24 protein-coding genes are annotated in these 21025 nt (G+C 71.4%); 7 read left to right on the forward strand and 17 right to left on the reverse strand.

Going from position 1 to position 21025, the window contains the following annotated elements; all coding sequences use genetic code 11:
• Window positions 1-3 precede the first annotated feature (3 nt).
• From AMYTH_RS0127130 to AMYTH_RS0127140, 3 genes are all read right to left on the reverse strand, one after another.
• On the reverse strand, window positions 4-1263 hold the full coding sequence (locus tag AMYTH_RS0127130) for a glycoside hydrolase family 1 protein (RefSeq protein ID WP_027932905.1): 1260 nt from the start codon (window positions 1261-1263) through the stop codon (window positions 4-6).
• Window positions 1264-1351: 88 nt separating this feature from the next.
• Entirely contained in the window at window positions 1352-1675 is a 324-nt protein-coding gene (gene cutA, locus AMYTH_RS0127135) for a divalent-cation tolerance protein CutA (protein ID WP_027932906.1), read from the reverse strand.
• A 28-nt stretch (window positions 1676-1703) separates the two neighbouring features.
• On the reverse strand, window positions 1704-2066 hold the full coding sequence (locus tag AMYTH_RS0127140) for a hypothetical protein (protein ID WP_027932907.1): 363 nt from the start codon (window positions 2064-2066) through the stop codon (window positions 1704-1706).
• A gap of 145 nt (window positions 2067-2211) precedes the next feature.
• Between AMYTH_RS0127140 and AMYTH_RS0127145 the strand changes: the two genes are divergently transcribed.
• Both AMYTH_RS0127145 and AMYTH_RS0127150 read left to right on the forward strand, forming a co-directional pair.
• Complete coding sequence (locus AMYTH_RS0127145; RefSeq protein WP_228684978.1) at window positions 2212-3147, forward strand: Ppx/GppA phosphatase family protein; 936 nt, start codon at window positions 2212-2214, stop codon at window positions 3145-3147.
• Between the two features lie 10 nt (window positions 3148-3157).
• The gene (locus AMYTH_RS0127150; protein WP_027932909.1) at window positions 3158-4945 is read left to right on the forward strand and encodes a thiamine pyrophosphate-requiring protein; all 1788 of its coding nucleotides are present in this window, start codon (window positions 3158-3160) and stop codon (window positions 4943-4945) included.
• Here AMYTH_RS0127150 and AMYTH_RS0127155 read toward each other — a convergent pair.
• The 5 genes from AMYTH_RS0127155 to nicT form a co-directional block, all read right to left on the reverse strand.
• Window positions 4942-6084 (reverse strand): CaiB/BaiF CoA transferase family protein, encoded by a 1143-nt coding sequence (locus tag AMYTH_RS0127155; RefSeq protein WP_027932910.1) that lies wholly within the window; start codon window positions 6082-6084, stop codon window positions 4942-4944. The two genes, AMYTH_RS0127150 and AMYTH_RS0127155, sit on opposite strands and share 4 nt — an antisense overlap.
• A 10-nt stretch (window positions 6085-6094) precedes the next feature.
• On the reverse strand, window positions 6095-7123 hold the full coding sequence (locus AMYTH_RS0127160) for a flavin-containing monooxygenase (protein ID WP_027932911.1): 1029 nt from the start codon (window positions 7121-7123) through the stop codon (window positions 6095-6097).
• 67 nt (window positions 7124-7190) lie between these two features.
• Window positions 7191-9386, reverse strand: a complete 2196-nt coding sequence (locus AMYTH_RS0127165; RefSeq protein ID WP_027932912.1) for a heavy metal translocating P-type ATPase — start codon at window positions 9384-9386, stop codon at window positions 7191-7193.
• A gap of 4 nt (window positions 9387-9390) precedes the next feature.
• On the reverse strand, window positions 9391-9600 hold the full coding sequence (locus AMYTH_RS0127170; RefSeq protein ID WP_027932913.1) for a heavy-metal-associated domain-containing protein: 210 nt from the start codon (window positions 9598-9600) through the stop codon (window positions 9391-9393).
• The gene (gene nicT, locus AMYTH_RS0127175; RefSeq protein WP_027932914.1) at window positions 9593-10657 is read right to left on the reverse strand and encodes a Nickel transporter NicT; all 1065 of its coding nucleotides are present in this window, start codon (window positions 10655-10657) and stop codon (window positions 9593-9595) included. Before nicT ends, AMYTH_RS0127170 begins: the two co-directional genes overlap by 8 nt.
• 154 nt (window positions 10658-10811) lie before the next feature.
• Between nicT and AMYTH_RS0127180 the strand changes: the two genes are divergently transcribed.
• Complete coding sequence (locus tag AMYTH_RS0127180) at window positions 10812-11093, forward strand: metal-sensitive transcriptional regulator (RefSeq protein ID WP_017986268.1); 282 nt, start codon at window positions 10812-10814, stop codon at window positions 11091-11093.
• Between the two features lie 56 nt (window positions 11094-11149).
• Here the strand turns inward: AMYTH_RS0127180 and AMYTH_RS0127185 are convergent, their stop codons facing one another.
• Window positions 11150-11689 carry a TetR/AcrR family transcriptional regulator gene (locus AMYTH_RS0127185; RefSeq protein WP_027932915.1) on the reverse strand — a complete coding sequence of 180 codons (540 nt, stop codon included), beginning with the start codon at window positions 11687-11689 and terminating at the stop codon, window positions 11150-11152.
• A gap of 83 nt (window positions 11690-11772) precedes the next feature.
• On the opposite strand from AMYTH_RS0127185, the gene AMYTH_RS45785 reads away from it, so the two are divergent.
• On the forward strand, window positions 11773-12933 hold the full coding sequence (locus AMYTH_RS45785; RefSeq protein ID WP_051362835.1) for an MFS transporter: 1161 nt from the start codon (window positions 11773-11775) through the stop codon (window positions 12931-12933).
• A gap of 22 nt (window positions 12934-12955) precedes the next feature.
• Window positions 12956-13567: a D-sedoheptulose-7-phosphate isomerase gene (locus AMYTH_RS0127195; protein WP_027932916.1), complete on the forward strand. Its 612-nt coding sequence runs from the start codon at window positions 12956-12958 to the stop codon at window positions 13565-13567.
• A gap of 96 nt (window positions 13568-13663) precedes the next feature.
• On the opposite strand, the gene AMYTH_RS0127200 is transcribed toward AMYTH_RS0127195, so the two are convergent.
• Window positions 13664-13885: a DUF2188 domain-containing protein gene (locus AMYTH_RS0127200; protein ID WP_020416530.1), complete on the reverse strand. Its 222-nt coding sequence runs from the start codon at window positions 13883-13885 to the stop codon at window positions 13664-13666.
• A gap of 119 nt (window positions 13886-14004) precedes the next feature.
• Here AMYTH_RS0127200 and AMYTH_RS0127205 point away from each other — a divergent pair, with 119 nt between their 5' ends.
• The gene (locus AMYTH_RS0127205) at window positions 14005-14379 is read left to right on the forward strand and encodes a helix-turn-helix domain-containing protein (protein WP_027932917.1); all 375 of its coding nucleotides are present in this window, start codon (window positions 14005-14007) and stop codon (window positions 14377-14379) included.
• The gene (locus tag AMYTH_RS0127210) at window positions 14376-14966 is read left to right on the forward strand and encodes an ImmA/IrrE family metallo-endopeptidase (protein ID WP_027932918.1); all 591 of its coding nucleotides are present in this window, start codon (window positions 14376-14378) and stop codon (window positions 14964-14966) included. Before AMYTH_RS0127205 ends, AMYTH_RS0127210 begins: the two co-directional genes overlap by 4 nt.
• Window positions 14967-15118: 152 nt before the next feature.
• Here the strand turns inward: AMYTH_RS0127210 and AMYTH_RS0127215 are convergent, their stop codons facing one another.
• The 7 genes from AMYTH_RS0127215 to AMYTH_RS0127245 form a co-directional block, all read right to left on the reverse strand.
• Entirely contained in the window at window positions 15119-15619 is a 501-nt protein-coding gene (locus AMYTH_RS0127215) for a hypothetical protein (RefSeq protein WP_027932919.1), read from the reverse strand.
• A gap of 372 nt (window positions 15620-15991) precedes the next feature.
• Window positions 15992-17173, reverse strand: a complete 1182-nt coding sequence (locus AMYTH_RS0127220) for a CaiB/BaiF CoA transferase family protein (protein ID WP_027932920.1) — start codon at window positions 17171-17173, stop codon at window positions 15992-15994.
• Window positions 17170-17499 carry a putative quinol monooxygenase gene (locus AMYTH_RS0127225; RefSeq protein WP_027932921.1) on the reverse strand — a complete coding sequence of 110 codons (330 nt, stop codon included), beginning with the start codon at window positions 17497-17499 and terminating at the stop codon, window positions 17170-17172. The genes AMYTH_RS0127220 and AMYTH_RS0127225 overlap by 4 nt, the downstream gene beginning before the upstream one ends.
• Before the next feature lie 37 nt (window positions 17500-17536).
• Complete coding sequence (locus tag AMYTH_RS0127230; protein ID WP_027932922.1) at window positions 17537-18229, reverse strand: SDR family oxidoreductase; 693 nt, start codon at window positions 18227-18229, stop codon at window positions 17537-17539.
• 77 nt (window positions 18230-18306) lie between these two features.
• Window positions 18307-18429 carry a ribosomal protein bL36 gene (locus tag AMYTH_RS0127235; RefSeq protein WP_020416524.1) on the reverse strand — a complete coding sequence of 41 codons (123 nt, stop codon included), beginning with the start codon at window positions 18427-18429 and terminating at the stop codon, window positions 18307-18309.
• A gap of 24 nt (window positions 18430-18453) precedes the next feature.
• Window positions 18454-19944 carry an MFS transporter gene (locus tag AMYTH_RS0127240; RefSeq protein ID WP_027932923.1) on the reverse strand — a complete coding sequence of 497 codons (1491 nt, stop codon included), beginning with the start codon at window positions 19942-19944 and terminating at the stop codon, window positions 18454-18456.
• A complete protein-coding gene (locus tag AMYTH_RS0127245) occupies window positions 19941-21020 on the reverse strand; it encodes a TetR/AcrR family transcriptional regulator (RefSeq protein ID WP_027932924.1) in 1080 nt (359 codons plus the stop codon). The genes AMYTH_RS0127240 and AMYTH_RS0127245 overlap by 4 nt, the downstream gene beginning before the upstream one ends.
• Between the last annotated feature and the right edge of the window lie 5 nt (window positions 21021-21025).

Here is a 21025-nt window from a genome sequence, read left to right on the forward strand (position 1 = left end):
CAACTACGGGCGGCTCCCGGATGTTCCCAGCGGCGCGAGCGGCCCGGACGGGTCGGCAGGCGACAGGCAACTGCTCAGCGGCGCGGTCAGCGAGCACAGCGCGGGCCCCTGGACCAGGCGGTACGACGGCCCGACCCCGCCGCGCGCGATCACGTCCCGGTACGCCGCGACGCCGTCGGTCGGCCTGCGGGCCAGCTCGGGGTCGCCGAGAGCGTCCACTTCGTACAGTCCGAAGCGCGGCCGGTAGCTGCCCCACTCGTAGTTGTCGGTGATGCTCCAGTGGTTGTAGCCGATGACGTCCATGCCGTCGGCCTTCGCGCGCTGCACCCAGAACAGCGTGTCCTGGATCGACGCGGCGCGGGTGTAGCCGTCCTCGCGCGGGTTCCCGTTGTCGGTGGGCAGGCCGTTCTCCACGATGTAGAGCGGCAGGTCCGGGTAGCGCTCGTGGTAGTAGCGCAGCGCGTAGTAGATGCCCTCCGGCTGCGGCTTCACCTTCCAGAACTGCTCGAACGCCGCGTAGATCGCGGTCAGGTTGGTCAGGCTGATGCCGTAGTAGTAGTCCAGCCCGACGAAGTCCACCTTGTCCTTGATCCGGTCCATCACGACCAGGTCGGTCAGCGGGTTGAAGCCGGCGTAGAAGGCCTGGTTGCTGGTCACCTTCGCGCCCGGGTCGAGCCGGTGGATCTCGTCGTACGCACGGCGGTGGGCCTGCACCACGTTGGCCTGCCAGGCGGGCACCTGGAACGGGTTGACGGCGCCGATCCGCAGCTCCTGGGTGAGGAACGCGACCGGCTCGTTGAACGTCACCCACAGCACGTCGTCGTAGCGCTCCGCGATGCGCGTGGTGAAGGCGAGGAAGTCGTCGACGGTCTTGGCGCTGGTGAACCCGCCCTGGTCGGCCACCCACCCCGGGTACACCCAGTGGCTCAGCGTGATCATCGGGGTCATGCCGGCGGCGCGGACGTGCCGCACCACGTCGTCGTAGTAGGCCAGCTCGGCCTCGTCCCACACGCCGGGCGCGGGCTGCACGCGAGCCCATTCGACGCTGAACCGGAACGTGTTGACGCCGAGGTCCTGCGCCAGCCGGATGTCCTCGGCGTAGCGGTGGCGGAAGTCGGTCGCGTTGGCGTACGGGTCGACACCGCCCTTGGCCACGTACCGCGACCAGTTGCTGTCCGGGGCGCTGCCCTCGGACTGGAAGCCCGCGGTGGCGACTCCCCAGTAGAACTTGTTCTCGGCGGAGGCCGGTGTCACGGGGACCATCGCAACACAGAACAGGACGACGAGCGCGATCCGGACCAGGCGCGACATGTGAAAGAAATTTACGTTTACGGCGCCGGGCCGTCAACGATCAACCGGCCCTGGTCTCCTTGACCAGCCACTCGAGGTACTCCGCGCTGCCGCCCTCGATGGGCGTCGCGATGATCTCCGGAACCTCGTAGTTGTGCTGCTCCTTGATCAGCTCGACCAGCGGCGCCACCCGGTCCGCCGCGGTCTTGATCTCCACCCGCCACTCGGGATCGGCGTGCACCTCGCCGTCCCACCGGTAGACGCTCAGGATGGGTCCGACGATCTGGGCGCACGCGCCCAGCCGCGCCTCGACGGCCTGCGCCGCCAGCTCCCGGGCCGTGGACTCGCTGTCGGTGGTGGACGACACGATCACGTGTTCGCGCATGTGCCCGATTAGAGCACTGCGCCCGGGCTCAGACCCAGCCCGCCTGCTGGTCCTCACGCTGCTCGTCCGCGTCGGCGCTCGCCTTGTGGGTCAGCGCGGCGACGGCCTGCTCCATCTCCGAACGCACCTGCGCGGAATCGGTGCGCCGGGTGTGCACGGTCATCGCGATCTCGCACTGTGCGGGACCGCGCTCGATCACCCGCAACTCCCCGCAGTCGTCACCGCCGCTCTCCGTGCCCCACGCCAGTTGTCTGCTCGCCGCGTCCGCGCGTAACCAGCCTTCGGCCAGGTCCTGCGGCAGGAACCGGGGCAGGTTGGGTGCGTCGGAGATGAACGCGAACGCTTCGTCGGCGGGCAGGTCGGCGGTCGCGGTGTAATTGAACGTCTCCATGAGATCGGAGGTATCCGTGTGGCGCAGGGCTAAACGGGGTACCTAGGCCCTTATGCGACTTGGCGTGCTGGACATCGGATCGAACTCCGCGCAGCTCCAGATCGTGGATGCCCACCCGGGCGCACCGCCATTGCCGGCACTGGCTGTGAAAGAGCCCACACGCCTCGCCGAGCAGATCGACGAGCACGGCGCGATCGCGGAGGAGGGCGTCTGCCGGGCGGTGGACGCGGTCGAGTCCGCCCTCACCGCGGCCCGCCTGCACCGCGTCGAGCAGCTGTTCCTGTTCGCGACCTCAGCGATCCGGGACGCGACCAACCGGGACGAGATCATCAACCGGATCGAGGAGCGCACCGGCGTGCGGCCGCAGTTCCTCACCGGCGAGGACGAGGCCCGGCTGACCTACGCCGCCGCGCACCGCTGGTACGGCTGGTCCGCCGGCCGCCTGCTGCTGCTCGACATCGGCGGCGGCTCGCTGGAGATCGCGCTCGGCCGCGACGCCGAACCGCAGCTCACGCTGTCCCTGCCGCTCGGCGCGGGCAGGCTGACGCGGATGTTCCTGCCGGACGACCCGCCGTCGGTCAAGCAGGTCAAGGCCATGCGGCGGCACGTGCGGGACATGCTGCGCGAGGTCGCGGACCGGCTCAGATGGGAGGGCGTGCCCGCCCGCGCCGTCGCCACGTCGAAGACGTTCAAGCAGCTCGCCCGGCTGGCCGGGGCGCCACCGCAGCGGCGCGGCCCGTTCGTGCGGCGCACCCTCACCGTCGACGCGCTCAACGCGTGGATCCCCCGGCTGGCCGAGATGAAGACGTCCGAACGGGCCCGCCTGCGCGGGGTGTCCGCGCCGCGCGCGCGGCAGATCCTGGCCGGCGCGATCGTCGCCAAGGCGACGATGGACACGCTCGACATCCGCAAGGTCGACGTGTGCCCGTGGGCGTTGCGCGAGGGGATCATGCTGCACCACCTGCAAACCCTGCAGGTCTACGACGGTCTGCCGCTGCAGGCGATCAGCACCGCCGTGCCCGAGGTGTCGGGCCGCGGCGGTCCGGGTAAGTCACTGGTGGGACTGAGCCGAGGAGCGTGAGGAGTCTTCCATGTCGGAAACGGTCGGTGACCACCTGCTGAAGCGTCTGCGGGAGTGGGGCGTCGAGCAGGTTTTCGCCTACCCCGGCGACGGGATCAACGGCATCGTCGCCGCGTTCGGCAAGGCGGACAACGAACCTCGCTTCGTCCAGGCCCGTCACGAGGAGATGGCCGCGTTCGAGGCGGTGGGGTACGCCAAGTTCAGCGGGCACGTCGGGGTGTGCATGGCGACCTCGGGGCCGGGAGCCATCCACCTCCTCAACGGGTTGTACGACGCCAAGCTCGACCACGTGCCGGTGGTCGCGATCGTCGGGCAGACCGCGCGCAGCGCGATGGGCGGGTCCTACCAGCAGGAAGTGGACCTGCAGCCGCTGTTCAAGGACGTGGCCAGCGAGTACCTCGTCGAGGTCAACGTTGCCGAGCAGCTGCCGAACGCGCTCGACCGGGCCATCCGGACCGCGCTGGCCAAGCGCGCGCCGACGGCCGTGATCATCCCGAACGACCTGCAGGAAGAGCCGTACTCGCCGCCGAAGCACGCGTTCAAGCACGTGCCGTCCAGCCCGCCCGGCTTCCCGCACCCGGTGGTCATCCCGCCCGAGGACGAGCTGGGGCGCGCGGCGGACATCCTCAACGAAGGCGAGAAGGTCGCGATCCTGATCGGGCAGGGCGCGCGCAACGCCGCCGCCGAGGTCCGCGAGATCGCCGAGCTGACCGGCGCCGGCGTCGCGAAGGCGTTGCTGGGCAAGGACGTCCTGCCGGACGACCTGCCGTACGTGACCGGCTCGATCGGGCTGCTCGGCACGCGGCCGAGCTACGAGATGATGCAGGACTGCGACACGTTGCTGATCGTCGGCTCCAACTTCCCGTACAGCCAGTTCCTGCCCGAGTACGGCAAGGCGCGCGCGATCCAGATCGACATCGACGGCAGCATGATCGGCATGCGCTACCCGACCGAGGTGAACCTGGTCGGCGAGGCGAAGGGCACGCTGCGGGCGCTGCTGCCGATGGTGCGGCGCAAGGCGGACCGCGCCTGGCGGGAGAAGATCGAGAAGAACGTCGCGTCCTGGTGGGAGACCGTCGAACAGCAGGCGATGGTCGAGGCGGACCCGGTCAACCCGATGCGGGTCGTGCACGAGCTGTCGCAGCGGATCCCGGAGAACGCGATCGTCACCGCCGACTCCGGCTCGTCGACCAACTGGTACGCGCGGAACCTGCGCATGCGCGGCCGGATGCGCGGCACGCTGTCCGGCACGCTGGCGACGATGGGGCCGGGCGTGCCGTACGCGATCGGCGCGAAGTTCGCCTGCCCGGACCGGCCGGTGATCGCGCTCGAAGGCGACGGTGCGATGCAGATGAACGGCATGGCCGAGCTGCTCACGATCCAGCGCTACCACCACCTGTGGGCCGACCCGCGGCTCGTGGTGTGCGTGTTCCACAACAACGACCTCAACCAGGTCACGTGGGAGCTGCGGGCGATGGGCGGCGCGCCGAAGTTCGAGGAGTCGCAGTCGCTGCCGGAGTTCTCCTACGCCGAGTTCGCCCGGTCGCTCGGCTTCGAGGCGGTCGCGGTGGATTCGCCGGACCAGCTGGGCCCGGCGTGGGACCGGGTGCTGTCCGCGGACCGGCCCGCGCTGCTGGACGTGCGCTGCGACCCGGAGGTACCGCCGATCCCGCCGCACGCGACGTTCGAGCAGATCAAGAGCACGACCGAGGCGATGCTCAAGGGCGATCGCGACGCGTGGCACGTCCTCGTCGAGGGCCTGAAGACCAAGGCCCAGGAGTTGCTGCCGAACCGCTAGTCGGTGTCCTTCAGCCAGGTGCGGATCTCATCGCTGTGCTCGCCGAGCTTCGGCGGCGGCTGGCGGTAGGCCGGCGGCGTCTTCGTCAGGCCGATCGGGTTGCGCACCACGTCCAGCCCGCCCAGCGGCACGCGCGGCGCGAGCCCGAGCCGGTCGGCGAGCTGGAACGCCTCGGCGAGGTCGTTGACCGGCCCGCACGGCACGCCAAGGGGCGTGAGCAGCTCGAACCACTCGTCGGCGGGCCGGGTCCGCAGGCGTTCGCCAAGAAGTTCGGCCAGCTCGGCGACGTGCGCGACCCGCTGCGCGTTGGTGGTGAAGCGCTCGTCCACGGCCAGTTCCGGCAGGCCGAGCGCCTGGGTGAGGGCGGCGAACTGGCGGTCGTTGCCGACGGCGATCACGAGCGGCCGGTCGGCGGCCTGGAACACCTCGTACGGCGCGACGGACGGGTGCCGGTTGCCGAGGATGCCCGGCACGACGCCGGCCATCACGTGGTTCGCGCTCTGGTTGACCATGCTGGACAGCAGCGAGCCGAGCAGGCTGACCTCGATCAGCTGCCCCTCGCCGGTCGCGTCGCGGTGGCGCAGCGCGGACAGGATGCCGACGGCCGCGTGCAGCCCGGTCAGGACGTCCACGAGCGCGACGCCCACCTTCGTCGGCTCACCCGGCGCGGGACCGGTGACGCTCATCAGCCCGCCGACAGCCTGCAGCAGCAGGTCGTAGCCGGGCAGCGCCGCGCCCGCGCCGCTGCCGAAACCGGAGATCGAGCAGTAGACCAGGCCGGGGTTGTCCACGGCGAGGTCCTCGTAGCCAAGGCCGTAGCGGGCCATCGTTCCCGGGCGGAAGTTCTCGACCACCACGTCGGCGCGGTCCGCCAGCGCCTTCGCCGCGACCAGGTCGTCCGGATCGGCGAGGTCGAGCGTGATCGAGCGCTTGTTGCGGTTGACCGACCGGAAGTAGACGGCCTCCCCGTCGGCGTGCGGCGGGCCCCACGCGCGGGTGTCGTCCCCGGTTCCGGGGCGCTCGACCTTGATCACCTCGGCGCCGAGGTCGGCGAGCAGCATGGTCGCGTACGGCGCGGCGAGCACCCGGCTGAAGTCGGCGATGACGACGCCGGACAGCGCCCCGGTTCGATCGGTCACACCGTCCCTTCTACCTCATGGGGGCCAGCTTCCGGACCACGTACCGCGCGTCGCGGCCCACGCCGCGCAGGCTCGCGGACACCAGCGTGCTCTGCCACTCCAGCCCGACGTACCCGAGGCCGGGCACCGCCGTGGACACGCCGCGCCGGTGTTTCGGCATGCCGTGCTCGTCCAGCGCGCCGAGACCGGCGAGGTAGGGCATGTCCGGCCGGTACCCGGTGGCGAGCAGGAGCGTGTCGACCGGTTCGCGGCGGCCGTCGGACCACACGACGTGGTTGCCGTCGAGACGGGTGAACATCGGACGGCGGTCCGGCCGCCCGGCGCGGATCAGCCCGCGGTAGTGGCCGGTGTCGATCACCGGCACGGTCGGCGGCTCGCCCTTGATGCGGCGCGGCAAGTACGCGACACCGGTGACCGAGAACCAGAACTGCAGGTCCTTGCCCAGCGGCCGTTGCGGCGCGTACCGCACCGGCTTGCGGGTCGCGAGCGTCACCGACGACACCTCGGCCAGCTCCGCGGCGATCTGCACGCCCGAGTTGCCCGCACCGACCACGACGATTCGCTGCCCGGCGAACGCGGTCGGCTCGCGGTAGTCCGCCGCGTGGATCACCTTGCCCGCGAAGGAATCCAGCCCGGGCAACGCCGGTGTGTGCGGCTTGCCGAACCACCCGCTGGCCGCCACGACGACCGGCGCCTCGAACTCCTCCCCGGCGCGCACGACGAAACTCCCGTTGCGGCGCACGGATTCCACGCGGTGCCCGGTGCGGATGTCCACGTCCAGTCCGGCGGCGTAGTCGCGCAGGTAGGCGACCACCTCGTCGCGCACCGGATAGTGCCGCGGATCGCCGGGAAAACGCTTGCCCGGCAGGGAACTGTAGCCCGCGGGCGAGAACAACGTGAGGCTGTCGTAGTAGCGCGGCCAGGACCCGACCGGCTCCGCACCCGCCTCCAGCACCACCGGCTTCAGCCCGGCCTCCCGCAGCGCGTTGGCCGCGGCGAGGCCGGACTGGCCGCCACCGATCACGATCGCGTCGGGCATCACGCCTCCCCAGGTCCGAAATCGCCACCGTAGTCGGCTCCCGGGGAGGCGCGAAGTTGTTACTTCCCTACGAGAACGCGCGCAGCCGCAGCGAATTGCTCACCACGAACACCGAGCTCAGCGCCATCGCGGCGCCGGCGATCATCGGGTTGAGCAGGCCGAGCGCGGCCAGCGGGAGCGCCGCCACGTTGTAGGCGAAGGCCCAGAACAGGTTGCTCTTGATGGTGCCCAGCGTGCGGCGCGCGAGCCGGATCGCGTCGACCGCCGCGCGCAGGTCGCCACGCACCAGGGTCAGGTCGCTGGCCTCGATCGCCACGTCGGTGCCGGTGCCCATCGCCAGTCCCAGGTCGGCCTGCGCGAGCGCGGCCGCGTCGTTGACGCCGTCGCCGACCATCGCGACCCGGTTCCCCTTGTCCTGCAGGCGTTTCACCGCGTCGACCTTGTCGGCGGGCAGCACCTCGGCGATCACCTCGGTGATGCCGACCTCGCGGGCCACTGCCTTGGCGACGGTTTCGTTGTCCCCGGTGAGCAGGACCGGCCGCAGCCCCAGCGCGGTGAGCCTGCGCACCGCTTCGGCGGACGTCGGCTTGACGGTGTCGGCCACCACCAGCAGGCCGCGCACCCGGCCGTCCCAGCCCGCCGCGACGACCGTGCGGCCCAGCTCCTCCGCCTCGGTCTTCGCCTGCGCGAGGCCATCCGGCAGGTGCAGGCCCCAGTCGGCGAGCAGCGCGGTGCGGCCGACCACGACCGCGCGGCCGTCGACGACGCCCTGCACGCCGAGGCCCTCGACGTTGCGGAACTCCGAGACGGGCGCGTGCTCGTCCACGGCCGCGGCGATGGCCTTGGCGACGGGGTGCTCGGACGCGTGCTCCAGCGAGCCGGCCATCCGCAGCAGCTCGTCGCGGTCCTGGCCGTCGGCGACCCGCACGTCGACCAGCGACATGCGGCCGGTGGTGACCGTGCCGGTCTTGTCCAGCACGACCGTGTCGATCCGGCGGGTCGACTCCAGCGCCTCCGGGCCCTTGATCAGGATCCCGAGCTGCGCGCCCCGGCCGGTGCCGACCAGCAGCGCGGTCGGCGTGGCCAGCCCGAGCGCGCACGGGCAGGCGATGATCAGCACCGCGACCGCCGCGGTGAACGCCGAGGTGGTGGGCTCGCCGAGCGCGAGCCAGGTGACCAGGGTGCCCAGCGCGAGCACCAGCACGATCGGCACGAAGATCCCGGACACGCGGTCGGCCAGGCGCTGGACCTGCGCCTTCCCGGTCTGCGCCTCCTCGACGAGCTTCGCCATCTGCGCGAGCTGCGTGTCCGAGCCGACACGGGTGGCGCGCACGACGAGCCGCCCGCCCGCGTTGACGGTGGCGCCGACGACCGCATCGCCCCGACTGACCTCGACCGGCACGGACTCGCCGGTCAGCATGCTCACGTCGACCGCCGACGAGCCCTCTTCGACCTCGCCGTCGGTGGCGATCTTCTCGCCCGGCCGGACCACGAACCGGTCCCCCACCACCAGTTCCGACGCCGGGATCCGCACCTCGGCGCCGTCCCGCAGCACCACGACGTCCTTGGCCCCCAGCTCGAGCAGCGCACGCAGGGCGGCGCCGGCGCGGCGCTTGGCGCGGGCCTCGAAGTAGCGCCCGGCCAGGATGAACGTGGTCACCGCCGTGGCGACCTCGAGGTAGATGCGGCTTTCGCTGCTGCGCTCGATGGTGAGCTCGAACGGGTGCCGCAGCCCGATCTCGCCGGCCTCGGTGAACACCAGCGCGTACACCGACCACAGGTACGCCGCGAGGGTGCCGACCGAGATGAGCGTGTCCATCGTCGCGGCGCGGTGCTTGAGGTTCGTCCACGCCGCCACGTGGAACGGCAGGCCGGCGCCGAACACGACCGGCGTCGCCAGCGCGAGGGAGATCCACTGCCAGTAGTCGACCTGCCAGGCCGGGACCATCGCCAGCACGACCACCGGCAGCGACAGGACCGCCGCCGCGAGCACGCGGTCCCGCAGGCCGGTGACGTGGTCTTCCTCGTCCTCGGCCGGTTGCGGCAGCGTGGCCGAGTACCCGGCGGCCACGACCGTGTCGACCAGCTTCTGCGGGTCGACGCCCGACGGGAAGCTGACCTTCGCCTTCTCGGTGGCGTAGTTGACCGTGGCGGTGACCCCGTCGAGCTTGTTCAGCTTGCGCTCGATCCGGTTCGCGCACGAGGCGCAGGTCATCCCGCCGATGGCCAGTTCGACCTCGGCGCGCTCGGGGGCGGCGGTCATCGTGTCACCGGGACGCGAGCTCGTACCCGGCCTCGTCGATGGCGGCGCGGATCGCGTCATCGCTCAGCTCGGCGGCGCTCACGACGGTGACCGAACCGGTCGGCAGATCGACCTTGACGTCCTGGACGCCCTCGATCTTCGTGACCTCCTCGGTGACGGAGGCGACGCAGTGGTGGCAGGTCATCCCGGTGACGGTGTAGACGGTCTCAGTCATGGTCCGGACTATACCCCCTACCCGTACCGGGCGTAACCCAGCGTTCCTCGATGCGGCCGAAGCGCCACACCATCCAGGCGATTACCCAGGTCAGGACGAACAAACCCACGATCAAGAACCCGGCGTGGTCGAGGTTTGTTCCGGCGATCCAGGCCAGCGGGCCGCTCGTGATCCCGGCCTGGTCGACGAGCACGGAGATCAGCTCGATCACGCCGATGACCAGGGCGACCACGACGGAGAGGGCGGTCACGACGACGTTGTAGAAGATCTTGCGCACCGGCCGGGCGAAGGCCCAGCCGTAGGCGTAATTCATGAAGTAGCCGTCGGCGGCGTCGAACAGGGTCATGCCGGCCGCGAACAGGATCGGCAGCACGAGCACGGCGTACCAGGGCAGCGCGAACGCGGCCGCGCCGCCGGCCAGTACCAGCAGGCCGACCTCGGTCGCGGTGTCGAACCCGAGGCCGAACAGTACCCCTACCGGGTAGATGTGCCACGGTTTGCGCACGGCGGCGGTGGCCTTGCCGAGGACGCGGTTGAGCAGGCCGCGGCCGGCGAGCTTCGCTTCGAGCTCGGCCTCGTCGAACTGCCCACGGCGCATGTCGCGGGCGACACGGAGGATGCCGACCAGCACGACCAGGTTGATCACGCCGAGCAGGCACAGGAACGTCCCGGACACCGACAGGCCGATCACGCCGGTGACGTCGTGCAGTGTGGAGGAGTCGTCCTCGACCTCCCCGGCGAGCGCGCGCACGCCGAGTGACAACAGCAGGCACAACCCGAACACGATCGTGGAATGCCCGAGGGAGAACCAGAAACCGACGGTGAGCGGACGCTGCCCGTCGGCGATAAGCTTGCGGGTGGTGTTGTCGATCGCCGCGATGTGGTCGGCGTCGAACGCGTGCCGCATGCCGAGCGTGAAGGCCGTGACCCCGAGGCCGACGCCGAACACCCCGGACGCGCCGATCTCGAAGTGCTGCGGCACGACCAGCAGGAGCAGAACCCCCCAGCCGACGACGTTGAGGGCGAGGATGACGCCGACCATCCCCGCCACCGACACCCGTTCCCGCCTGCCGAGCGGGGGCCGAACACCCACGGGATAACCTCCCTCACCTGTTCAGGTAATCAGATGAACAGACGGCCCGATCGGACGCAAGGGTGCGGATACGGGGAGCGGGTATGATGGCGGGAGTTTTTCGAGAGCGGAGGCGGACATGGCGAGCTACAGCGGAGACAAGGACGCCTACCTCAAGCGACTGCGCCGGATCGAGGGCCAGATCCGCGGCCTGCAGCGGATGGTCGAAGAGGACAAGTACTGCATCGACATCCTGACGCAGGTCTCCGCCGCGACCAAGGCGCTGCAGTCGTTCTCGCTCGAACTGCTCGACGAGCACCTGTCGAGCTGCGTAGTCGACGCGGCGCGCGCCGGAGGCCGCGAAGCGGAAGTCAAGGTCCGCGAAGCAAGCGACGCCATCGCGCGCCTCGTGAAGTCCTGACCCGCGAAGTCAGACAGCCACACCCGGCGAGCCAACTCCACGCAGCGCCCCAGAATTCACCCGAGCAGTGCCTCCGCCACTGCCTTCGCCCTCAGGGCCGGCTCCGCGCTGCGCTCGCGTAGCGCCGTCACCAGCGCCCCGTCGATCAGCAGCATCAGCTGCTTCGCGAGCGTCGCACTCGAGGCGTACCCGGCCTTCTCCAGCAGCCCGGCCAGGTACTCCGTCACCGCCCCCTTGTGGGCCCGCGCCAGCCGATACACGGCCGCGTCCGCGTCGCCCACCTCGGCCATCGCGTTGATGAACGCGCAGCCCCGGTAGTCGGCCCGCGCGAACCGCTCGGCGAGGAAGTCGAACACCGCCAACGGGTGGTCACCGCGCGCCGCGACGCCCTCTGCCAGCGCCTGCCGCCACTGCTGGTCGCGCTCGGTCAGAACCGTCTCGACCAGGTCGTCCTTGCTCGCGAAGTGCCGGTAGAACGACGCGCGGCCGACGCCGGACACCTCCAGCAGCCGCTCGACGCCCACGGCGCGGATGCCCTCCGCGTAGAACAGGTCCTCGGCGGTCTGCACGAGACGTTCACGGGCTCGGGTCGGCATGGCTCCACAGTATCGGATCTTGACCAGAAACGGAACCGATCAGTACCGTTCAGACGGAACCGATCAGTACCGTTTGAGGAGCCATGGTCACCACCACCCACCGCCTGCCCGCGCGGATCGGCGTCCTGACGATCGCGACGTTCGCGGTCGGCACGGACGCCTTCGTCGTCAACGGCGTCCTGCCCGAACTCGCCCGCTCGCTGGACGTCAGCGTCGGCGAGGCCGGCCAGCTCGTGTCCGTCTTCGCGATCGCCTACGCCGTGCTGTCCCCGGTGCTCGCCGCCGCGACCGGGAACTGGCCACGGCGCACCGTCCTGCTGGCCGCGCTCGGCGTCTTCGTGCTGGGCAACGCCATCACCGCCCTCGCGCCGGACTACGGCCTCGCCCTGGCGTCACGGGTGATCGCCGCGGCCGGCGCCGCCGCCATCACGCCGACCGCCTCCACCGCCGCGGCCGCACTGGCCCCACCGGAACGACGTGGCCGCGCGATGTCGCTGGTCACGCTGGGCCTGGTGTCGTCGACCGCGCTGGGCGTGCCGATCGGGACGCTGCTCGGCTCGGTCGCGAGCTGGCGCCAGACGATGTGGCTGGTCGCCGCGCTCGGCCTGGTCGCCGCCGCGGGCGTCGCGCTCTGGCTGCCGCCGGTGCCGAACCCGCCTGCCACCACCCTGCGGGCGCGCCTGGCCCCGCTGCGGGACCGGACCGTGCTGCTGATCCTGACCGCCACCGTGGCCATGTTCGTCGGGATCTACCTGGTCACGATCTACCTCAGCGTGATCGTCGAACAGGCGACCGCGGGCGACGGCGTCCGCCTCACCGTCCTGCTGTTCGCCGCCGGGGTCGCCGGCACGGTCAGCAACGTGGTGACCGGCGGGTGGACCGACCGCGTCGGCCCGATGCGGGTCATCACCGCCGCGATGGCCCTGGGCACGCTCGACTTCGCGCTCATGCCGTGGACGTCCTCGACGTTCGCCGGCGCGCTGGTCGCCGTCGTCGCCTACGGGCTGGCCTCGTGGTCGGTGATGGTGCCGCAACAGCACCAGCTGATCGCCGCCGCGCCTGCGACGCCGTCGCTGGTCGTGTCGCTGAACGCGTCGGCGATCTACCTCGCCGTGTCCCTGGCCGGGGTGCTGGGCGCCGCCGCGCTCGAGGTGGTGCGCGGCGCTTTCCTGCCGTGGCTCGCGGCCTTCTTCCTCCTCGCCGGGCTGGCCGCCGCGTGGGCGGCGGTGAAGTTTAAACGTTGAACAGCAGGCAAACCTCCTCCACATGAGCGCGACCACCACACTGCCGAACGTGGCGCGCGGACACCTGGACACCCTGGACGAGACGCTGAGCGCGCTCCGTCGGCAGACGGGGCGCCTCACACGCTGGGGCCGCGTGCTCGCCGAGCGGTTGAGCGACGGCGGCCGGCTGCTCGCCGCGGGCAACGGCGGGTCCGCGGCCGAGGCCAGGCAACTGACCGCGGACCTGCTGGGCCGCTACCACGACGACCGCCCGCCGTTCTCCGCGATCGCCTTGCACGCCGACGCCTCCAGCCTCATCGCGGTGGGCGACGAGTACGAGTACGACCACGCCGAGATCTTCGCCCGACAGGTGCGGGCGCACGCCCGGCCGCGCGACATCCTCCTGCTGCTGTCGGCGAACGGCCGCAGCCGCAACCTGACACGGGCCGCCGAGGAGGGCGTCCGCGCGGGGGCGAACGTGTGGGCGCTGACCGGGCCGAGCCCGAACCCGCTGGCGAACGTCGTCGAGGACGCGCTGTGCCTGCCCGGCACCGCGGCCACCGTGCAGGAAGCCCACCTCGTGGCGGTCCACATCCTGTGCGCGGAGGTGGAAACCGCACTGTCCACAGGGGACACCGAGCGGAGGGCCTCCTGAGGCGCCACGACGAAGCGCCCCGAATTGTCAGACCCCACCCCTATCGTCCACCCCATGCCCACCCACCCCACCCCCGGCGGCAGGCCGCGGGAGAAGTCAACCCGGAGCAGGCAGCGGATCGTTGCCGTAGAGCCGTCTGCTCTCGATCGACCCGTCGCGCCGCTGGATCCTGAGCACGCTCGGGCGGTCGGCGCGCGCCAGCTTCGCGGCCGCGCGCACCGCGTCCCGCTTGCGCTCGTGGTGCGACAGCACGGCCTCGCCCCGCTTCACGTCCCAGCTGCCCAGCATCGGCGAGACCCAGTACACCGTTCGCGACATGATCCCTCTCCCTCCTCGGGTGTTGCACTGGAGCAACACTGTTCCTATAGTACATCACCGTTGCACCTCCGCAACGGTTCGGCAAAACTGCGACGGAACGGAACGCGGAGGTGTGCCACATGGGCGGACGGCTGGACACGGGGAGGCTCTATGCGGCCCTCGACGCGGAGCGCGAGTCACGCGGCTTGTCGTGGCGGCAGCTTGCGGCCGAGGCCGGGGTGAGTGCGTCCCTGGTCAGCCGGATGGGCAACGGTCACCGGCCGGACCTGGACGGGTTCATCGCGCTCGTCCAGTGGCTCGGGATGCCCGCCGAGACGTTCATGGTGTGGCCGGAGGGCCAGCCCGAGGGGCGCCGCCGGCCCTCGCTCGAAGCGCAGCTCGCGCCGCTGCTCCGGGCCGAGGAAGAACTCAGCGAGTCCGACCAGCAGCACCTGCTGGACGTGGTCGGCCTGACGATGCGACACATCCGCGCCAAGAACAAGGAGTCGAAATGACCCTCCGCCGGGGTTTCAAGAAGGAGGCCAGGGAACTCGCCCTCGAGGTGCGGGCCGAGCTGGGCACCGACGTCTTCGCCCCGCTCGACCCGTGGGCGCTGGCCGAGCTGTACGGGATCGAGGTGTTCGACCTGCGCAGCCCGTTCCTGCCCGCGGAGTCGGTGCGGCACCTGACGGAAGAACGCCCGCACGTGTTCTCCGCCGCGCTGGTCCCGCTCCACCCGAGCGGCGCCGTGATCATCGAGAACCACGTGCACCCCATGCGGCGTCGGCGGTCCACGATCGCGCACGAGATGGCGCACGTGCTCCTGGAACACCCGTTCGGCCCGACGCTGACCGACGAGAACGGCTGCCGCTCGGCTGCCGCGGGCATCGAGGAGGAGGCGGCCGAACTGTCCGGCGAGCTCCTCGTCCCCACCGACGCCGCGCGGGTCGCCGCGTTCAAGGGCTGGTCGGATCACTCGGTGGCCAACCATTTCCGGGTCAGCGTCGCGATGGCCACGTGGCGCATGAACATGAGCGGCGCGCGCCGGATCGCCGCACGAACGCGGTTCAAGGCCGAAGCGCGGTACGCCACACCTGCCTGAGTGGTTGTCCACAAAGCGATCCACAGGTGGACGAATCTGTGGACAACTCGACTGTCCATTGCGGACTGATTGGAGGCGGCTAACACACGACGCGACGAAACGGGTTAACCACAGGGGAGAACTCGTGGATCCTGGCGCCCGAACCGGTGTCGTCAAGCGGCCTGGTCGGTTTCCTCGCCGAACAGCTCGGCCACCGCGCGTGCCCGCAGGCGTTCGAGCCGCGTCGCCTGACTGCGCCCGTTCGCGATCAGCTCGTCGAGCCGGTCGGCGTCCAGGCGCGGGTCGACGGCGGCGCGGGCACGCAGGGTGCGCCAGGCCGCGACCTTGCCCTCGACGCCGAGCCCGAGCCCCTCCAGCTCTTCGACGCGGCTGAGCGGCGAACGGTTCAGCAGGCGGCCGTTGGCTTTGAGCCTGCCCGCCTTCTCCAGGAGCCACCCGGCCCAGTGGCCGGTGGGGCGGGAGGGTTCGCCGAGGGCGCGCATCATGTCGACGAGGGCGTCGCGGTCCTCGGCCATCTCCTCGGCGAGGCGGTCGAGCTTGCCGTTGCCTGCCCAGTCGGCCTCGGCGCGCGCGAAACGCCTGGCCAGCTCGACCCCGGCGGTCACCACGGCCACGTGGTCGTTCAGGTAAATCCCGAGCAAGGTGCGACGCATACCGGCGAGTACCCCACGAACGAGGGGCTCAATCCAGGTCACCCCAGCCTCCCGACGCGCTGCGAGCGCTGCTTCCGCCGGCCCAGCACCCCGCCCCGCCACGCCACGACAAGCGGTGGCAAAGGCCGGCGCAAGGTCAGGCCCCTACGCCCGCCCGGCGATCAGACCAACGCCGGCACCCCAGCAAACGACCCACCAGCGGCTCTCACCACTCCCGCAGAGCCGCCCGAGGGCGGCAGCGTTGCCGTGTAACAAGCAACCCACCGGGCACCACAACCTTCCGCATGCAGCCGCTCAGCAGCATCGCCGCCCAGCGGCAGGGCCACCCAGCGGACAGAACAGCCCCCGCGGCTCGAAAACCGACCCCGCGGGTCAGACCACACCCTCCGCACGCAGCCGCTCCACCGCCGCCGCCTCGTGGCCGAGCTCCTGGAGGATCGCGTCGGTGTGCGCGCCCACCTCCGGAACCGGCCCCATCCGCGGCTCGAACCCGCCCATGATCACCGGCGGGAGGAGCGCCTCCATCGTCCCGCCGGGGATCGGCACCGTGCGCCACCGGTCGCGCTCAGCGAGCACCGGGTGCGCCAGGAACTCGTGCACCGAGTTCACCCCGGCGTTCGCCACCCCGATGTCGTCCAGCAGGGCCATGATCTTGTCGCTGTCTAGCTCCCGGAACCGCGCCGCCACGATCTCGTTCAGCTCGTCCCGGTTGGCCACCCGCGCGGAGCCGGTCGCGAACCGCGGGTCGTCGACCAGCTCGGGCCGCTGCAGGAACCGCGAGCACAACGCGACCCACTCCGGCTCGTTCTGGATCGAGAACAGCACGTCCTTCCCGTCGGCCGCGGTGTAGGCGCCGTAGGGCGCGATCGTCGCGTGCTGGGTGCCCACCCGCGGCGGCTGCGTGCCGCCGTAGCGCGTGTAGTAGGCCGGTTGTCCCATCCACTCGGACAGCGCGTCGAACAACGACACCTCCACCGGCTCCGCCCGGCCGGTCGTGGCCCGCGTGAACAGGGCCGTCAGGATGCCCGAGTAGGCGTACATGCCGCCGGCGATGTCCGCGACCGACACCCCCACCCGCGCCGCGCCCTCCGGTGTCCCGGTCAGCGACACCAGGCCGGTCTGGCACTGGACGAGCAGGTCGTAGGCCTTCCGCTCCGCCCACGGCCCGTCGGTGCCGTACCCGCTGATCGTGCACGGGATCAGCGACGGGTACCGCTGCGCGAGCGTCGCCGGATCCAGCTCCAGGCGGGCCGCCGCACCGGGCGCGAGGTTCTGCACGAACACGTCCGCGCCGGCGAGCAGCTTCGCCAGCACCTCCCGGCCGCGGGGGTCCTTGAGGTTGAGGGTCAGCGACTCCTTGGAGCGGTTGAGCCAGACGAAGTAGCTGGACTGGCCGTGCACGGTCGTGTCGTAGCGCCGCGCGAAGTCACCGCCACCGGGGCGCTCCACCTTGATCACCCGGGCGCCGAGATCGGCGAGCTGGCGCGTCGCGAACGGCGCCGCGACGGCCTGCTCCAGGCTGACGACAGTGATCCCGGCGAGCGGCAGGTTCACAGCGCGCCCAGCTTGCCGTCCCCGTCCGGGAGCGGGGTCAGCAGCTGCACGTCCAACGGCTTCGCGAGCAGCCCGTCGAGCGCTGCGTTCAGTTCGGCGAGCGCCGCGCCCTTGCCGTGGGCGCCGAGCGCGGGGCCGGAGGCCCACTTCTCCACCATCACGAACGTCGTCGGCGACTTCGCGTCGCGGTGCAGTGCGTAGCGTTCACAACCCGGCTCGGGGTGCACCGCCCGCACCGCGGTCCGCAGCGCCTCCTCGACCTGGGCCTCCTTGCCTTCCGCGGCCTCGATGGTCGCGATCACGACGACAGCGTCCGTCTGGTTCATGCCGCCATACCACCGGATGCGGGCCGCGACCGCAAGGTCACGGACGCCATTCGGGCTCGATCACGAGCTCGGTCGGATGCGTGTTCCGCGGCGCGTCCAGCACGGATCGCACCGCGTCCGCGACCGACGACGGATCGAGGTACCGCTCGGGCTCGTACGGCCCGCCCTCCATCCGGCGGACGGTCTGCTGCATCGGCGTCGCGACCCGTCCCGGGTAGATGCTCGTGACGCGCACCCCGTTCCGGAGCTCCTCGCGGCGCAGCGCCTCGGCGAACACGCGCAACGCCGTCTTGCTGGCGGCGTAGGCGGACCGGTTGGCGGGCGAGCCGAGGACGGCCGTCGAGTTCACCAGGATCACCCGGCCCCGCGCGGCTCGCAGCGCGGGCAGCAGCAGCCGGGTCATCCCGATGACGCCGAACAGGTTCACGGCGAACAGCTCATGCCACACGGCGGGATCGGTTTCCGCGACCGAACCCAGTTGGAAAACACCCGCACAATGCACGAGCACGTCGACCGACGACAATTCCGGGAAATTATCGTAAATGTCCGGATCGGCCGCCAGATCTACCGTCCAGCAATGCGCGTCCGGCAACGTCCCGGCCAATTCCTTCAACCCGGTCTCGTCCCGTCCGGCGAGCCAGATCGTGTACCGGTCGCCCAGCGCAGCAGCGACTTCCGCACCGATCCCGCCGGTAGCGCCGACCACGACAGCAGTTCCACGCGTGTTCATCGATCGCCACGATAGGCGGCACATCGCACAAAAGAACAGGGTCCGTCGACCCTGGACGGACCCTGTTTCCGGACAATTCAGCCCTGACGGGCGTTCACCCGGGGGTTGTTCTTGTTGATCACGAACGAGCGCCCCCGGCGCCGGACCACGATCGAGCCCGGCTGGCGCTTGAGCGACCTGAGCGAATTCCTGCTCTTCATACCCGCTCCTTCCTCGCACATTCGTCAACGATCCGAGGGCTCGCGGCATTCCACGGGGTGCAGCGGGGTGCCGGCCACCGCGCAGTGGACCTTCACCGGGCTGACCGGCGTCGGCTTCGGGCGGCCGGGCACGAGCGCGAACGCGATCAACGCGCCCGCGACGAGCATTCCGGCGCACACCAGCATCGCCGTCCGGTAGGCGGGCGCGAGCGCCGCGGGATCGGTCAGGCTGCCCGCGCCGATACCCGCGACCAGCGGCAGCACCGCGACCGCGAGCAGCCCGGCGGTGCGGGCGATCGCGTTGTTCGCGCCGCTGGCGACCCCCGCGTACCGGTCGTCGAGCGCGCCGAGCGCGGTCGCGGTCAGCGGCGCGACCGTCAGCGACAGGCCGAGCCCGAGCACCACGACCGCGGGCAGCACCTCCGTCAGGTACGACGGGCTCGCCGAGATCCGGGACAGCAGCACGAGCGCCACCGCGCACACGATCGGCCCGACGGTCATCGGCAGGCGCGGCCCCGTCCGCTGCCCCAGCGCCCCGGCGCGCGCCGACAGCACGAGCATCAGCGCGGTCACCGGCAGCATCGCCGACCCCGCCGCGACCGGCGAGTACCCGCCGACGACCTGCAGGTTCAGCACGACCAGGAAGAACACGCCGCCCAGCGCGGCGTACACCGCGAAGGTCACCAGGTTCGCCGCGGTGAACGCCCGCGACGCGAACACGCCGAGCGGCAGCATCGGGTGCCGCGACCGTCGCTCGGTCAGCACGAACGCCGCGATCCCGGCGACTCCCACGCCCAGCGCCGCCAGCACGGTCGGCGAGCCGGCGCCGAGCGACGGCCACGCCGTGAAGCCGTAGCTCAGCCCAGCCAGCCCGAGAGCGCCCATCGCCGCGCCGGTGAAGTCCAGCTGCCGTGCGGCCTCCGGGTTGCGGGTCTCCGGGACGTGCCGGAGCGCGACCAGCGCGACGACCGCCGCGAGCGGCACGTTGATCAGGAACACCAGGCGCCAGCTCGCCACCTCGACCAGCCAGCCGCCGAGGAACGGTCCGAGCGCACCGGCGATCCCGCCGAGCCCGGACCACGCGCCGATCGCCTTCGCGCGGTCGTCGGGGTGGAACGACGCCTCCAGGATCGCCAGCGACCCTGGCGTGAGCAGGGCGCCGCCGACCCCCTGCAGCACCCGGGCGGCGACCAGCGTCCAGATGTCCGGCGCGAGCCCGCAGAGCAGCGACGCGATCGCGAACCACGAGACGCCGAGCACGAAGATCCGCCGCCGCCCGAATCGGTCGCCGAGGGAGCCGCCGAGCAGGATCAGGGCGGCGAGGCTGAGCGTGTAGCCGTTGATCGTCCACTGGAGACCAGCCGTGCTCGCCTCGAGGTCGCTGCCGATCTTGGGCAGCGCGATGTTCACGACCGTGGCGTCGAGGAACGTGATACCGGACCCGAGGACGGTGGCGAACAGGACCCAGCGCCCGGCGGCCTGGCCGTACCGGAGCGAGGTTTCCGCCGTAGTCACGAGGACCGATCGTGGTTGGCCGCGGCGGCGGGCGCAAGTCTCCCCGCTGACACCGCGTGGCAGGCGCCGAACCCGTCGGCGCGCGCGACGATCCGGCCGCCGGCCACACGCACCGCCACCTCGGTCGCGTCGCTGACCGCCGCCACGCCGGCCGCCGCGGCCAGCTCACCTCGTTCGTCGCACACGACCCGCAGGCCGGGCCACGCGGCCTCTGGGAACGCCTGCCGGAGGCACGCGGCGACCTCGGTGATCACCAGGCGTGCGAGCGGCCCCAGCTCGGCCGGTTCCCCGGTGACCGCCACGAGCGTGACGTCCGCCCCCGCCCGGACGGCTTCCTCGACGACGGCGAGCCGGTGCAGGCCGAGTATCGCGACGACGCCGTCGGACGGGAGCCGGACCGGCTCGCCGCGCACCAGGTCGACGGCCTCGCCGGGCGCCCACGGCTCGTCGGCCGGCCGCGGCTGCGGGGACACCTGCGGCGGCGCCCACCAGTCGTTGAACGGCAGTTCGGCGAGCTGTTCGCACGTGCTGATCACGTCGAACGGCTCGACGAACCCGGGCGCCGCGACGGTGAGCTGCCGCGCACCGTGCAGCGACGTCAGCACCGCGCGCGCCCGGCGCACGTACCGCGCGGGCGGCGCGCCCGTTGGGGACTCCGGCGGGTCGAGCCGTTCCACCGCCAGCGCGAGCAACAGCGCGCCGAGTTCCATGAGCTGCGCGTACGGCAGCCGCACCCGCTCGTCGGCCATCACCTCGGACGGCAGGTCGCGGGCCAGGCCGGCGTCCCGCACGATCCAGTCGCGGGCGAACGAGCCGACCGTGGACCGGGCGTCGGCGCCCGGCCTGCTGTGCGGGGACGGCTCCGCTCGGGCCGCGAGGTCGGCCAGGACCGCGAAGTACAGGGCCCGCTTGCCGGGGAAGTTCGAGTAGACCGCGCCGCGCGTGAGCTCCGCCCGCTCGGCGATGACGTCCACCTTGGCGTCCCGGAACCCCCGCTCTGCGAACTCCTCGCGGGCCGCGACCAGCACTTTCGCGCGGTTGCGCTCCTGCGTCTCCGCCCTGGTCAGCCGCGCCACGAAGC

The sequence above is a fragment of the Amycolatopsis thermoflava N1165 genome (genome assembly GCF_000473265.1).
In the GTDB taxonomy this organism is placed as follows: Bacteria; Actinomycetota; Actinomycetes; order Mycobacteriales; family Pseudonocardiaceae; genus Amycolatopsis_E; species Amycolatopsis_E thermoflava.